Here is a 13459-nt window from a genome sequence, read left to right as displayed (position 1 = left end):
GTACACCCCGCAGCGGGGAACCCACCGTGAACTTCGCACCGAACGGATCGGTGACCTCCGCGGTCCGCCCGTACGGCATGTCCACCGGATCGTCCGCGGTACCCCCACCGACCCGGGCCGCGGCGACGACCACGTCGGCATCGACGACCTGGAAGAGCGTGCCCCAGGACGACGCCGAGGCGGACGCATCGCCCACGATGCCGCCGATCTCGTGCCCATCCGGTCTGCGCAGAAAGGTGAAGTCCACGCCGGGCAGGTCGTCATTCCCATCCAGGGTGAAGTCGAACACCGCCGCGTAGAACTCCCGCGCCGGTCCGGGATTCGGGGTCACCAAGTCGTTGCGTAACAACGTGTTCGGCTCGTTCACGAGCTCGCAGCCAACGTGTGCCCGTCCCTGCCACAGGCCGAACTGCGCACCGGACGGATCCCGCACCATCGCCATCCGACCCTGGTCGGCGATGTCCATCGCCTCCGTCAGCAACGTGCCGCCCGCGGCCACGGACCGAGCGACCGTCGCATCGACATCGTCAGTCGCCAGATAGACGTTCCACCAGAACTCGGTCGCGCTCTCATCGAGATTCGGCATCAGCGCGGCAACCTTCTTACCGCCGAGCAGACACATCGTGTACCTGCCGTACTCCTCGGGACCGACGTCGAACTCCCACCCCAAGACCGACCCGTAGAAGGCCATCGCCCGGTCGAGATCCGGGATGCCCAGGTCGATCCAGGTGGGGGTGCCGAGAGGTTGATTCGTCGTGACCGCGCTCATCGCTGCTCCTCCGCCCGGTGGATACCCACTCGACGCTAGCTCGCGGTACCGACATTCGATGGCAGAGCCAGGGGATTCGCTGTCGCGCTTCGCGAACCGACGGCACCTCCCGTTCGGTCCGCATTCGCCACAAGCACATCACAGGATGGCGCACTGCACTCATGACCGCCGAATCACGGTCGAGGCATGACCGTCCGAGCGATTTCCCGGGGGTCGAGCCATGCCGCCCAGCGGGCGGGCTATGGCTTGAGGACCACCTTGATGCAGCCATCTTCCTTCTTCTGGAACTTCTCGTACATCGCCGGCGCCTCATCCAGCGGCGCAGTGTGCGTCTTGAGGTCGAGCACGCCCAGCGGATCCGAGGGATCGTCGACCAGCGGCAGCAAATCCTCGGTCCACCGCCGCACATTGCACTGACCCATACGCAGCTGCAGCTGCTTGTCGAACATCGTCATCATCGGTAGCGGATCCTTCATGCCGCCGTAGACCCCGCTGATCGAAATCGTCCCGCCGCGCCGCACGGCATCGATCGCGGTGTACAGCGCATCGAGCCGATCCACCCCGGCCATCTCCATCGCCTTACGTCCCAGCGGGGACGGCAGCGCACCCACCACCTGGTGGGTCGCCCACGCGATGGGGGAACTGTGGGCTTCCATCCCGACCGCATCGATCACAGCATTCGGGCCACGGCCGCCGGTGAGATCCTTCAACTGCTCGGCCACCTCGCCCGTGGAGTCCAACGTGTGGATGCCATGGCGTTCGGCCATGGTCCGACGCTCTGGAACCGGGTCCACCGCCAACACCTCGTAGCCCAGATGGCGGCCGATCCGGGCAGACATCTGCCCGACCGGTCCCAGGCCCAGCACCGCCAGCGATCCGCCCTGCGGCGGCGCGGCGTACTGCACCGCCTGCCAGGCGGTCGGCAGCACATCCGAAAGGTAGAGGTAGCGTTCGTCCTCCCCGATCTGCGGCACCTTGATCGGTCCATAGTCCGCGTGCGGCACACGCAGGTACTCAGCCTGTCCGCCGGGCACCGAGCCATACAGTCGGGAGTAACCAAGGAACTGGGCATTGTTGTTGTACTCGCGCACCTGGGTGATCTCGCACTGGGACTGCAGACCCTGGGTGCACATCAAGCAGTGGCCACAGGAGACGTTGAAGGGGATCACCACTCGGTCCCCCGCCTTGATGTGGGTGACGGCCGAACCCACCTCCTCCACGATGCCCATCGGCTCGTGACCGATGATGTCACCCTTGTCCATGAACGGGGTGAGCACTTCGTACAGGTGCAGATCCGAACCGCAGATGGCGCTGGAGGTGATCCGCACGATCGCGTCCGTAGGCTCCTGGATCTGCGGGTCCGGGACATTCTCCACGCTCACCGCGCGTTTTCCCTGCCATGTCAGAGCCTTCATGGTCCTCCTTCACAGGGCTGCCGCCCCAAGAACGACAGCGTGCTGATCCGGTGAGTTCCCACGACGCTACGAGCCGAAACGAACGTCGACCCGGGTTGCCGCTGTCTCGCCCAAGGGCTCGACTCGGGTACATATCGCAGAGCCATCGTTGAGATCTCCATTTCCAGGTGGTGGCCGCATCCCAGGCTACGAACGACTCTGACGGTGCAAGTGAAATCCAGGTGGACCGGGCCGGTGTGGACCGTGAGTAGATCGGCCACTACGGCCACCTAGAGCTCGAGAATGTGGCAACGAGCTCGCCTGCAGCCGGTACCCGAGAGGCCGAAGCCAGGGCAGGTCACCGTGCACCTGCGGACCATAGGTGCACGGTGACCTGGTCTAGGCGATCAGGATGCTCACGAGATAGCAGAGGTGACGCGCCCTGCCGGAGAACGAGGGCAGTACAGCGAGCGGCCGTACGAGGTTCTCGTTGTCCCGAGAACTGGCGAAACTACTGGCTGGCCGCAGAATCGCGTCAGGGCGAACCCCGTCCGGGTCAGCGCAGACGTCGCCACCGTCGACGAATGCTTCGAATCGATCCTCGCCGAACGCGGCGTGGCGTTCTCGCAAGCCTCGACGGAGCGCTTCTACAGCAGACCGAGCCTGGCCTTCGTGCCGGTGACCGACATCCCGCCCACCGCGCTGTCCATCGCCTGGCGTACGGATGTCGCGTCGAAGGCCGTGCGCAATTTCATCGACACAGCACGCGCTGTGGCCACGCTCCACATCGTGCCCGGAGCATGGTCCACCCGGCCTCACAACTCGGCCACCGATGTCGCCCACCGCACGACAGGCTGACCCTCATCCGAGATGCGGATCTGACTGGTGGTGGCCCGCGCAGCCGGTCAACCTCGTTGTAGGCCGTGCCGATTCGTGCACTCACCTCTCCAGAGCGCGGCGTAACATTCTGTACTGCTGAGGGTTTTGTCGATTCTGGAGCCGGACGAGGCAGAGCCCGCTCGTGGGTGACGGTTCGCCGACCCGTCGGCCACTGCACCTGGGTTCGCCGCCGCTGGGTGCGGGGCGATATCGGTGGCGGGGTGACTCGAGCAGCTACTCCACGGTCACTGCCCTTCGGCCGAGGAATCCGTCGAGTCCTCTCCTGACGCCTGCGGTGGGAACGGTGGTCGCGAACCAGGCGGCTTCGACAGCGAGTCCTTCGTCGATGGACAGATTGATGCCGCGGGTGACGGAGGCGAGACAAGCATGCACCGCGGTCGGTGCGTGGCGTTCGATGCGGGCCGCCAACTCCAACGCGGCGGCGAGCAACTCGCTGGCCGGGACGACATAGTTGACCAGACCCATCTCGTAGGCGCGGTGGGCATCGACGGCGTCGCCGGTGAGGATCATCTCGAGGGCCCGTTTGCGGCCGATATGACGCGGTAGCCGTTGTGATCCCCCGAACGGCGGTGGAAATCCCAGTGTGATTTCCGGTTTGGCGAAGAGGGCATGGTCGGCGGCGACCGCGAGGTGTGCTGCTTCGACGATTTCACATCCGCCGCCGTAGGCGAGGCCGTTGACGGCGGCGATGATCGGTTTCGGAAATTGTTCGATGCGTTTGGTCAGCCCTTGTCCGCGGGCCACGATCTCCTGCAGGGCGTGGGTAGTGCCGGCGTCGATGCTCTGCGTCAGGCAGGGAATGTCCGCACCGGCGCTGAAGGCCCGGTCGCCGGATCCGGTGAGGATGATCGAGCGGATCGCATCATCAGCGGTGGCGTCGTCCAGCCACGCCGACAGCTCGTCGATGGTGGTGTAATCGAGCGCATTGAGTTTGTGAGGGCGGTCGATGGTGATCACTGCTGTCGATTCTGCGTGGCGCACGTGGATGCTCATACGGTTCCTTCGATCGAATATCGTGAGGCACTGGCGGTGTCGTGGTTACAGGGACAGGGTGTGGCAGGCCGGGTCGTAACGTTGGGTCTGCTGGAATTTGTCTCGCATGCGGTGCAGGAGATGCCAGGGCGTGCGTGCAATGTCGTAGGCGAGTTCGCGAGCGCGATCGAGGACGGGACGGTCGCGGACGATCTCGGTCAGCAACCCGATCGCAAGAGCTTCGTCGGCCTCGACAGTTCGACCGGTGAGGACGAGTTCGCGGGCGCGGGTGGGGCCGACGCATTCGACAAGGGGGCCGTAGACGACGGGAAATCGGCGGTGTTCGGGATGGGAGAAACTCGTGCGCGCCGTGCCGAGGCGGATGTCGGTGAGTACCGCGAGGTCCGCTCCCCCGGCCACGGCGGGTCCGTCGAGTGCGGCGATCACCGGCACCGGGTGCGTAGCGATGGCGGCGTTCATCCGGTCCGAGGATTCCCACAGACCGGTCTCGTCGATCCGGCCGAATTCGGTGAGATCGAATCCTGCGCTGAAGACGTCTCCGCGACCGGTCAGAATCACCACGCGGGCGTCGGTCAAGGCCTCGAAAGCGTGGGCGAGGTCGAGTCGCATCGCGTGCGACAAGGCATTCTTCTTGCCGGGACGGTTCAGGGTCACGAGGGCGACACCATGGTCGTCGAGCTCCGTGGTGTCCACGTCGATGAGAAAACTGTTCATGCTGTCTCCATGGCCAGGTCAAGGGCGGGACACCCCGATAGGGTTGGGTAGTGGGATGGCGCCGGTGTCGAACAGGCGGCGACTGATAGGCGTGGCGATAGCGATGATTTCTTCGACGCCCGTCTGGCCGAGGACGGTCACCGGATCTGCGGCGAGGAAGTCGGTGCGGTCCTCGATGCTGCGTCGCAGCGCTCCCCCGCTCTTGGTGAGCCGGCCGCCGATATCGATCAGGCCGCGGGCACGCAGGCGACGCTCGGAAGCTTCCCATTCCTCGTCGCTCCAGCCGCGGTTGGGTTGCATCATCTCGCGGGTGACCGTGCCGGTCGCGGCATGCGCGACGACCGCGTCGATGCCGCGCAATCCCGCGTGCACGCAGGCAATGACGTGGCCGTCCCCGCGATGTTCACGCAGGACTGTCGCGGCGAGCCACAGTTGAGCGGCGACGTCGTCGGGACGGGGAACCCGCGACCATCCAGCCGCTAATGGACGTCCGGCGAAATGGCACCCGTCGGCAGCCATTTCGAGGTATGAGGCGAGTGTGTCGAGGTCACGTCGGGACACCTCGCGGAGGTGGTCGGCGAGGACGAGGCGCGCGGTGGTGATTCGGGCCTCGAGTACGGTGCCGGGCTCGGCGCAAGCCCAGGCTTCGGGCAGTGCGCGTGCGACGCGGCGGTCGGGGAAGCTGAAGAACATCGATTCGACGGGGGCTGCGGTCATCGCCCCCAGCGGTGCGGCGCGGCCGGCGAAGTACCCCATCCAGTAGCCGCTCATACCGAGATCGAGAGAAATTCGGCGGTGATGCGGGGAGAAGTACGGTGCCGCGTGCAGCGGTTCGATTGCCTCCCACAGGCGTCGAGCCAGTGTCGCTGCCGGTTCTGCCATCCTTTTTCCTCCACTCGGTGGTCGTGCAGGTCCAGCATCGTGCTTGCACCACCAGCCCGGACAGTGCCATTTTTGTCGAGTGGACCAGGACACTGCATGGTGGACAACTGTCGTCTTCGCTACGGACGAACACACCGACCTTCCTCGCTACCTACGAATCGTCACGGCGGTCGAACGAGCCATCGATACCCGCACCGTGACCTACGGTCAGCGCCTCCCTGCCGAACGCACCCTCGCCGCAGCACTGTGCGTCGGCCGCGGAACGGTGGTGCGCGCCTTCGAAGAACTCGTCGAACGCGGAGTCGTCGAACGCATCCACGGGTCGGGCACCTTCATTCGTCCCCGCCGGACCTCCTCTCACGCGGTAGTGCGCCATATCGATTCGTCGACCGAGGACATCGGCGACGTCATCGACCTGTCCAGGCCAGCCCCGTCGGATCCGTCCCACCTTCCTGCCATCGACTGGAGCTTCGACCCAGCGGCTCACGGGGCGGGTGTTCCCGCCCGTGGGCTTCCGGTCCTCCGGCACGCCCTGGCAGCGCACCTCACACGCCTGGGCCTGCCGACCGAAGCGGAGCAGATCGTCGTGACCACCGGAGCAGCAGAAGCACTCGATATAGTGCTGCGAGCGAACTCCGCCGCGAAACGTCCGACCGTGCTCGGCGCACCGTTATGGCCGACGCTGCGCGCAGCCCTCACCGAACACACTGCGACATCGCTGTGCCTGTATCCCGACGCCGGGGGCATCGATCCGGCAGCGATGCGGCGCGCGCTGCGCCGCACCCGTGCTGCGATTGCCTTCGTCGATGTGGTCGAGTCCGGGCCCAGGGGACAAGCTACAGCCTCCTCACGGTTACCACGCCTCGCCGCGGCGATCGAAGACCACACCGCCGTCGTGGTCGAAGACCTGTCCTTTCTTCCGCTCGCCAGGTTGCACGACCCCCGGCTGCAGCCGCTGGCGGCACTGTCCGAACGGGTCACGGCGATCGGGGAGCTCGACCGCGTGTTGTGGGCCGGGTGCGGCATCGGGTGGATCCGACGTCCCGCCCCGGACGCATCCCTGCTCAGCGCATTGCCCCGTATTCCGGCCCCGGCGGTCAGTGCACAGGTCCACGCCGCACGACTGCTCGACGCAGCGAGCCCGCAGTGGTACACCGACCGCTACGACATGCTCGCCGAACGGGTGGTCCTTCTGCGCAGCATGCTGGCGGAGCTGATGCCGAGTTGGACAGCGGAGTCGACGACCGGGGACGGGCTGTGGATCCGCCTGCCGGTCGTGGATGCGTCGACCTTCGCGCATGTCGCCGCGCGCGGCGGAGTCAGAGTGTGTGTCGGGCGCGAGTGTGTCACCGACGGGAGCCTGCGCGAGTACATCCGCATCTCGGCGGCCGCGGACCCTGCTGTGCTCGAGTCTGCGGTGGATCGGCTCGTCGAGGCGTGGGCGACATATACGCGGCGATTGGCGGCCAGTGTGTGAGCTGCCAGTTCATGCGCGGGCGCGGGTGCCCTCCGCGGGGCCGAAGACCACCAGTGTCGCGAGGTCCTCGTCGACGTCGACGAAACGATGGGACAAGCCCGCTGGGACGAACAGCACCGCCCCGGTCGGTGCCGGCACGGTCCCGGTCGGCGTCCACAAGGTCGCGGCACCGGCGGTGACGATGTAGATCTCGTCTTCGGTGTGCGGTTGTTGTCCGTCTACGCCACCGTTCGGAATCGACTAGGTGCCGACGCTCAGATCGGGGCGTCGTAGGTGTTCGACATAGCGAGCAGTGGAGGTGGACTGGAACTGCCCAGCGTCATCGAGTCGCCGCGCGGGTTCGGCGCGCACCGCCCGTCCGGACACGGTGATGCCCTGCCCTCTCTCGCCGATCCGCACGCCGATCTTGCTCGGCCGTCCCATGTCAACGCCTTGGTGCACGACGAACCGGTCTCCCGGCTTCGCCACGCCCAAGTGGCGGAGGTATCCGCCGAGAGCGGCCGCGGCCGATCCGGTCGCAGGGTCCTCCACGATCCCGCCGACGGGAAAGGGGTTGCGACTGTGAAGGCCCCGCCCGGAGTCGAACCAGAACAACTGGGCGGTCATCGCGTCGAGTTCGGTGAGCACGGTCCGCAGCGCGTCGAAGTCGTAATCGAGGCGAGCCAAGCGTTCGCGGGTGCCGACGGCGAGGATCAAGTGTCGAGAGCCCGCGTCGCATACCGCGACGGGGAAGCGAGAATCGAGGTCATCCGGTTCCCATCGCAGCGCTGTCAAGGCTGCCGCGACGATGTCGTCCGGCACGGTGGTGATCGTGGGTGGGACCGATGTGAAGGCCGCGTGCAGACCGTCGGGACGGCGTTCGATCTGCACCGGCACACAGCCTGCGCGGGTCAGCATGACGATGTCGTCCTCGTCGCGGTGTTCAGCGATGGCGATGGCGGTGGCGATGGTGGCGTGGCCGCAGAAGGGCACTTCGACCTCAGGGGAGAAATAGCGCAGGCGATAGGTGTGTGGCGCATCCCCGTCGGTGACGAACGCGGTTTCCGATGCTCCGACATCGCGGGCCACCGTGAGCATCTCGTGCTCCGACATGCCCTGTGCATTGAGGACTACGCCGGCCGGATTGCCTCCCCCGGCATCGACGGCGAACGCTTCGTACAGCTCCACTCGCGCCACTGTGCTCTCTTCCTCCATGTCCGACATTGTTGCCGCTGCGGTTCAGCCGCGAACGAAGGGATCAAGGACCAGGATCGCGATGCCGAAACCGCACATGACGCCACCGGTGACGATGGCAGTCCAGCGCTCCGACCGTGGGCCGAGCGTGCCGATCCGGGCGGCGAGCAGTGCCACCGTCAGGAACCATGCTGCCGCGAAGACCACCAGAAACAGGCAGTGTCCGATCAGGATTCGGTAATCGGCGTCCGGTCCTGCGAACGCCGGTACGACCGTGACGAACACGACCAAGGTCTTCGGATTGGTCATATCCACGAGGAAGCCTCGTCCGAACCGACGTGCAGGTGCCAATATTTGCTCCACCGCAGGGCTTCCCGGAGTTATTTCCTCGGTCTCGGTGGGAGCACGGACAGCGCTGCGCAGGGACGTGAGTCCGACGAAGACCAGATAGAGTCCACCCACGATGCGCAGGGCGTCGAGAGCGGCGGGTGCGGCGACGAGCAGTGCACCGAGTCCGGTGCAGGCGGCGACTGTGAAGACGAGCATGCCGGTGACAGCGCCGAGTGCGATCATGACACCGTCGGTCCGAGAGCGCACGGCCGCATCAGCGATCGCCAGGCTGTCCGGACCAGGGGTCATCACCATGAAGGCGACCGCAATGACGAAAGCGGCGGTCATGACGCATTCTCCCCTTCATCAGCATGTTCCGGTCACAGGCCACCGGCCACGGTGATGGTCGTGGCGGTCAGATACGAGGCGTTCTCTCCGGCCGCGAACAGCACCGCAGCGGCGATCTCGTCCGCCGTGGCGATACGGCCGAGAGGTATCCGTTCGGCGACCCTTCGCGGTCGTTCCGGATCGCCTGCAGCGGCGTGGATGTCCGTGTCGGTAGTGCCGGGTGCGATGCCGACGACACGGATGTCCGGCGCCAGTTCGCGTCCCAGTCCTCGGGTGATTGCCTCGACCGCGGCCTTGGACGCGGCGTAGCCCACATACTCGCCGGGTGCCCCGGTGGTCGCGGCGATGCTGCTGAGGTTGATCACCACACCCGGCAGGGAATGTGCGCGCCAGTATCGGACCACGGCGGCCGTCATTGCCCACAGTCCGAAAACGTTGACGTCGAAGACCTCCTGCACCGTCGTTTGCCTGACGGAGAGAAAGTCACCGAGCGGGCCGGTGATCCCGGCGTTGTTCACCAACACCGTCACCCCTCCCCTCGTCCGCGCCGCCGTGTCGATGATGGTTCCTGCCGCGTCGGTGTCGGCGACGTCGGCTTGGATGGCCTGGACTCGGGGGCCGCATTCGGCGACAAGTCCCGTCGCGGCATCGGTGTCCCGGTGGTAGGTGAAACTGACCTCGTGGCCCGCACGCGCTGCACCCCGAACGATCGCGGCACCGATCCCCCGGCTACCGCCGGTGACGAGGAAATGTCCGCTCATCGGAGCTCACACCACGCTGAAGTCGCTCGGAACGATGCCGCGTCCGGTCAACGCGAACAGGACGGTCTCACCGTGGCCTCGTCGTACTGCCAGCTCGGTCGCCAACGACACCGCCTCCCACAGTGCCTCGACCGGGACCGATTCAGGTCGGCCGGTCGCTCGGGCCAGGTCCAGACCGTGCACTGCCAACTCGAACGTGCGGGTCGGGAGGTAGTGCGACAGCAGCATGCCGCCTACCGGGGTCGTCACGATCCGATCGTCGGTGTGGGCGAGAGCGTGCAGCGCTCGGTCTCGCATCTGCGCCAGCGTGGCCACGGGATCCTCGCCGAGTTCGGCGCCGGCCTGCTCACTGCGTCGACGGACCGCCTCCGGGTCGATGAATTCAGCTGCCAAGAGGTAGTAATCGGCGGTGGACGGCACCGTCTGCTCGATGGCGGGCCGTGCAAGATAATCGACAACCGTGGTCAGCGCGCGACCGATATGTCCCACCAACGACCGCACCGACCACTGCCCCAAGGCTGGGGCGTCCCACTTCTCCGGCGCAACGGCTGCTGCCAGTGCAACGACGTGATCGGCGGCCGCCCGGAACCCGTCGACCGACACTGGCCCGCCCGGTGCGCGAATGTGCCCGGTAACGAGTCCACCTTCGTTGATCCTCATGCCGCCAGGAAACCCTCCTGGTCTCCCTGCTCGACAGTGCCATTTCACCAGCGGGGATCAGCGTCCCTACGAAGTGGACCAGCCCCCGGACCGGCCAGGGTCACAGTTGCAGGACTGGTCTGCCCTTCACAGCCCACAGAAAGCCATCGAACTGAGGGATGAGCGACCCGCCGAACATGTGCCGGTGCGGTGCGCTCGGGTGGTCACCCTGAAACAACTCCAGACAGTGCAGCGCACCGCGCACGGCCGGCTCGCCGAATCCCCCCCAAGGCATTGCCCGCGGAACACCTGGCCGAAGATCCCGGTCCCGGTGACGCCGTGACCTTACTGGTACAGCCTGGATCCAGTGATCGCGCAGACCACCGCCACAGGCGAATTCTGCACCCAGCAGCATCGGCACATGTGGAGCCACCCCAGCGACCTCACCCACACCCTCGCAACAGCGACTTCCCCGCACAGAACAGGCAGAAGATAGAAACCACCCCGAACACCGACGTCTCCGGCCATCGAGGCCACACACGGATGCCGGTAAACAATGGCATCCGAACACCGCGTCCGGGACACTGCCGGTGTGAACGACACACCGCAAGCAGGACCAGCAGCGGCCGAGATGCTGATCGCACGCAATCCCGACCCGCAATCCCGCCTGCAATACCTCCTGCGGATCCCGATCGACCAAGGACTGGTGTTCCGCACCTCGGATGTATGGCCACGCACCAAAGCTCTGTTCTGCTATCCCGTCCCCAGCGAACACTGGCCCGAGCACCCCGAAATCATCGAACGAGCCCCGATACGCTCATGCACACGACGCGGCGCAGCAATCGACCTGATCCTCGACCGAGGACGAGAAAACCGCTCCCAGATCGTGTTCACCACCGCCCGCGGCCGCGACGCAGTGTTCTGGCAGTCACCCCGCACCCGCAAACAGGCCCGCCCGAACGTACGCACCCCCACCGCCCGCGCCGCCGGCCTGATCGATCTGACCATCGTGATCGACACCCACGAGCGCTACCCCTACCGATTCACCGGCCAGCAGGTCCACACCGTCTCCGGGGCCCTACCCTGCGGCGACTACGCACTGCGCGCCGGAGATCGACTCCTCGCCTCGGTCGAACGAAAATCGCTCCCCGACCTGATATCCAGCCTGACCAGCGGAAAATTGCGGTTCGCGCTCGCCGAACTCGCCGCACTCCCCCGCGCGGCAGTGGTGATCGAGGACCGTTATTCGGCGGTGTTCAAACTCGAGCGGGTCCGCCCGGCAGTCGTCGCCGACGCACTGGCCGAACTGCAGATCCGCTATCCGACCGTGCCGATTGTGTTCTGCGAGAACAGGAAACTCGCCGAAGAATGGACCTACCGCTATCTCGCCGCGGCCCGACACTGGTGCGACGTCGAGGACACCGACCACCGCCCCATCACATCCCCGCCGACCCAAGCACCTACCGTCGTGTCGGACACGACCGGCACCGGACCGTCGAGCGCCGAAGTGCGGGCCTGGGCCCGCGCTACCGGGCTCGACGTCCCCGCCCGGGGGCGACTGCACCCCCGCATCTGGGACGCCTGGCGTACCGCCCACCCCGAATGAACCTGCCGCACGAAAGGCCCGCCCGACACACCCAATCGTCGCCTCGAACCACGGGCCGAACTCGTGGCGCGAGACCCTAACCTGAGCATCGATCGGCGCGGGCTATGACAGCCCGACACCTCCTGCCCCCGATCAGGTTTCACACCAAACGGCACGGACGCGGCGACAGGCGCAGCAGAGCCCACATGGACATCGGGACGTGAATGTGCCACTAACGGAGATCTGCGCCCGATCCGACGGACGGTCGCCTGTGACCGATATAGCCGAGGTCGAGATCCTCGCCGCGTCGAATACCGCCGACCGCGGCCTGCGCGCGTTGGCCGATCTCGCCGCGGCCGCGGCCGGGAGCAATTACCGGGTCGTCGGCGGGCACATGGTGCACCTGCTCGGTCGCCTCTATCCCACCGACACCGCTGCCCGGGTCACCGCCGACGCCGATGCCGGCATGCAGACCGTCGCCGCAGCCGACGTCACCTTCCACACCGCACTGCTCGCCCGGGCTATCGGCTGGTGACCGGCAACCACTACCAGGCACCCTCCGGCGGCGACACTCCCTGTGCGTGGACCTACTGGTTCCCAGCACTTGCGCTATGCGCTGGCCAGTCGCTGGGGCGGCCCACTGGTTGAGCGAGACGTGGTTCTCTGCCGCCTCCATTACCAGCCGGCGGTGTACCTCGGCGGAGGTGCGCACGTAGATCGTCCCGCTGTAGGAGCGTTCGGTGAACGGTTGCGGAACCTCCTCGCCGGCGGCGATCAGGTCGTGGACGACGCCGGCCACCACCGCGACCAGACCCTCGAGCGACTTGGTCTGGTCCTGGTCGAGCCAGGACAGTGACGGGAATTGGAGCACCGTCGCTACATACTCGTCGTCCTCCGGCGACCACTGAACACGGTGGGAATAACGCCGGACGTCGGGACCGCTCATGACTGCTCCTCCATCTTCTTGATCGCTGCGAGCACCTGCTTGACCTGGTACGGCGTGGCTTCGCCGCTCTTGCCTCGCTGGATGTTCACCCGTGGGTCTCCCGGCCATGGGCATCCGGAAACACCGCGTGAGATGTTCCCTGCTGCCGCTGCTGGCCGAAGATCCGCCTTCGTCCTTCTCGCCGAGGCGCTCGTCTGCACAGCCCTGCGCTGCGACCACGAAGACGCCCTCGAAGCCACCATCGCTCGAGCCAGAGCCGTTACCGACCAGCCCGTCGTCATCGATCTCATCGTCGACGACACCGCGCTGGTGTGGTCGATGGTCGCAGCAGGCGCCAGCAACAACCACCTCACGCTCGCCGACGGGATCCGGCCGTTGTTCGACGAGTCCGATCAGCGAACCCGGTCGATACCCGCTTCATCGAACGTTGCAGGTAGGCGCCTACGACACCCGCTGCGCGCAAGGCGTGCGCGTCGCGATCACCGATAACGCGGGCCTTACGCCGACTCACGCCGAGCGACTCGCAATCCAACCGAGGGACTACCCGC

15 protein-coding genes and 1 pseudogene are annotated in these 13459 nt (G+C 66.3%); 5 read left to right on the top strand and 11 right to left on the bottom strand.

The genetic code is table 11. From position 1 onward, the window contains the following. Both ACLBYD_RS26375 and ACLBYD_RS26370 read right to left on the bottom strand, forming a co-directional pair. On the bottom strand, window positions 1–769 hold a 769-nt coding region (locus tag ACLBYD_RS26375), incomplete at its 3' end, for a VOC family protein (RefSeq protein WP_447818735.1). A gap of 239 nt (window positions 770–1008) precedes the next feature. Next, on the bottom strand, window positions 1009–2184 hold the full coding sequence (locus tag ACLBYD_RS26370; RefSeq protein WP_447818734.1) for a zinc-dependent alcohol dehydrogenase: 1176 nt from the start codon (window positions 2182–2184) through the stop codon (window positions 1009–1011). 594 nt (window positions 2185–2778) lie between these two features. Between ACLBYD_RS26370 and ACLBYD_RS26365 the strand changes: the two genes are divergently transcribed. Then, complete coding sequence (locus tag ACLBYD_RS26365; protein ID WP_447818733.1) at window positions 2779–3021, top strand: hypothetical protein; 243 nt, start codon at window positions 2779–2781, stop codon at window positions 3019–3021. 255 nt (window positions 3022–3276) lie between these two features. Here the strand turns inward: ACLBYD_RS26365 and ACLBYD_RS26360 are convergent, their stop codons facing one another. From ACLBYD_RS26360 to ACLBYD_RS26350, 3 genes are read right to left on the bottom strand one after another with little or no spacing between them, the layout of a single operon-like run. Beyond that, window positions 3277–4056, bottom strand: coding sequence for an enoyl-CoA hydratase-related protein (locus ACLBYD_RS26360; RefSeq protein WP_447818732.1), 780 nt, complete (start codon window positions 4054–4056; stop codon window positions 3277–3279). A gap of 45 nt (window positions 4057–4101) precedes the next feature. Next, on the bottom strand, window positions 4102–4770 hold the full coding sequence (locus ACLBYD_RS26355; RefSeq protein WP_447818731.1) for an enoyl-CoA hydratase/isomerase family protein: 669 nt from the start codon (window positions 4768–4770) through the stop codon (window positions 4102–4104). An 18-nt stretch (window positions 4771–4788) separates the two neighbouring features. Next, window positions 4789–5652 (bottom strand): SCO6745 family protein, encoded by an 864-nt coding sequence (locus tag ACLBYD_RS26350; RefSeq protein ID WP_447818730.1) that lies wholly within the window; start codon window positions 5650–5652, stop codon window positions 4789–4791. A gap of 79 nt (window positions 5653–5731) precedes the next feature. On the opposite strand from ACLBYD_RS26350, the gene ACLBYD_RS26345 reads away from it, so the two are divergent. Beyond that, window positions 5732–7129 carry a GntR family transcriptional regulator gene (locus ACLBYD_RS26345; RefSeq protein ID WP_447818729.1) on the top strand — a complete coding sequence of 466 codons (1398 nt, stop codon included), beginning with the start codon at window positions 5732–5734 and terminating at the stop codon, window positions 7127–7129. A 9-nt stretch (window positions 7130–7138) separates the two neighbouring features. On the opposite strand, the gene ACLBYD_RS26340 is transcribed toward ACLBYD_RS26345, so the two are convergent. The 5 genes from ACLBYD_RS26340 to ACLBYD_RS26320 are packed head-to-tail and all read right to left on the bottom strand — an operon-like array spanning window position 7139 to window position 10401. Then, window positions 7139–7366 carry a cupin domain-containing protein gene (locus tag ACLBYD_RS26340; RefSeq protein WP_447818739.1) on the bottom strand — a complete coding sequence of 76 codons (228 nt, stop codon included), beginning with the start codon at window positions 7364–7366 and terminating at the stop codon, window positions 7139–7141. A gap of 3 nt (window positions 7367–7369) precedes the next feature. Then, on the bottom strand, window positions 7370–8323 hold the full coding sequence (locus tag ACLBYD_RS26335; protein WP_447818728.1) for a PhzF family phenazine biosynthesis protein: 954 nt from the start codon (window positions 8321–8323) through the stop codon (window positions 7370–7372). 24 nt (window positions 8324–8347) lie between these two features. Continuing rightward, a complete protein-coding gene (locus ACLBYD_RS26330) occupies window positions 8348–8980 on the bottom strand; it encodes a LysE family translocator (protein ID WP_447818727.1) in 633 nt (210 codons plus the stop codon). 32 nt (window positions 8981–9012) lie between these two features. After that, window positions 9013–9741 carry an SDR family NAD(P)-dependent oxidoreductase gene (locus tag ACLBYD_RS26325; RefSeq protein WP_447818726.1) on the bottom strand — a complete coding sequence of 243 codons (729 nt, stop codon included), beginning with the start codon at window positions 9739–9741 and terminating at the stop codon, window positions 9013–9015. Window positions 9742–9747: 6 nt separating this feature from the next. Next, on the bottom strand, window positions 9748–10401 hold the full coding sequence (locus tag ACLBYD_RS26320; RefSeq protein ID WP_447818725.1) for a maleylpyruvate isomerase family mycothiol-dependent enzyme: 654 nt from the start codon (window positions 10399–10401) through the stop codon (window positions 9748–9750). A 610-nt stretch (window positions 10402–11011) separates the two neighbouring features. On the opposite strand from ACLBYD_RS26320, the gene ACLBYD_RS26315 reads away from it, so the two are divergent. Both ACLBYD_RS26315 and ACLBYD_RS26310 read left to right on the top strand, forming a co-directional pair. Then, window positions 11012–11986: an ERCC4 domain-containing protein gene (locus ACLBYD_RS26315; protein WP_447818738.1), complete on the top strand. Its 975-nt coding sequence runs from the start codon at window positions 11012–11014 to the stop codon at window positions 11984–11986. A 250-nt stretch (window positions 11987–12236) separates the two neighbouring features. Next, window positions 12237–12500, top strand: coding sequence for a hypothetical protein (locus tag ACLBYD_RS26310; RefSeq protein WP_145692081.1), 264 nt, complete (start codon window positions 12237–12239; stop codon window positions 12498–12500). A 159-nt stretch (window positions 12501–12659) separates the two neighbouring features. Here ACLBYD_RS26310 and ACLBYD_RS26305 read toward each other — a convergent pair. Then, window positions 12660–12911, bottom strand: a pseudogene (locus tag ACLBYD_RS26305) (toxin-antitoxin system HicB family antitoxin); the annotation flags it as partial. A gap of 132 nt (window positions 12912–13043) precedes the next feature. Between ACLBYD_RS26305 and ACLBYD_RS26300 the strand changes: the two are divergent. After that, a complete protein-coding gene (locus ACLBYD_RS26300; RefSeq protein WP_447818724.1) occupies window positions 13044–13400 on the top strand; it encodes a hypothetical protein in 357 nt (118 codons plus the stop codon). Window positions 13401–13459 lie beyond the last annotated feature (59 nt).

Source organism: Rhodococcus sp. C26F, from assembly GCF_053345925.1.
Note: the sequence above shows the minus strand (reverse complement) of the source record. Positions and strands in the feature narration are given on the sequence as shown.

Coding starts and splice junctions, on each gene's coding strand:
- ACLBYD_RS26370 (WP_447818734.1), bottom strand. CDS start 2,184: ATGAAGGCTCTGACATGGCAGGGAAAACGCGCGGTGAGCGTGGAGAAT.
- ACLBYD_RS26360 (WP_447818732.1), bottom strand. CDS start 4,056: ATGAGCATCCACGTGCGCCACGCAGAATCGACAGCAGTGATCACCATC.
- ACLBYD_RS26355 (WP_447818731.1), bottom strand. CDS start 4,770: ATGAACAGTTTTCTCATCGACGTGGACACCACGGAGCTCGACGACCAT.
- ACLBYD_RS26350 (WP_447818730.1), bottom strand. CDS start 5,652: ATGGCAGAACCGGCAGCGACACTGGCTCGACGCCTGTGGGAGGCAATC.
- ACLBYD_RS26335 (WP_447818728.1), bottom strand. CDS start 8,323: ATGGAGGAAGAGAGCACAGTGGCGCGAGTGGAGCTGTACGAAGCGTTC.
- ACLBYD_RS26330 (WP_447818727.1), bottom strand. CDS start 8,980: ATGACCGCCGCTTTCGTCATTGCGGTCGCCTTCATGGTGATGACCCCT.
- ACLBYD_RS26325 (WP_447818726.1), bottom strand. CDS start 9,741: ATGAGCGGACATTTCCTCGTCACCGGCGGTAGCCGGGGGATCGGTGCC.
- ACLBYD_RS26320 (WP_447818725.1), bottom strand. CDS start 10,401: ATGAGGATCAACGAAGGTGGACTCGTTACCGGGCACATTCGCGCACCG.
- ACLBYD_RS26315 (WP_447818738.1), top strand. CDS start 11,012: ATGCTGATCGCACGCAATCCCGACCCGCAATCCCGCCTGCAATACCTC.
- ACLBYD_RS26300 (WP_447818724.1), top strand. CDS start 13,044: ATGTTCCCTGCTGCCGCTGCTGGCCGAAGATCCGCCTTCGTCCTTCTC.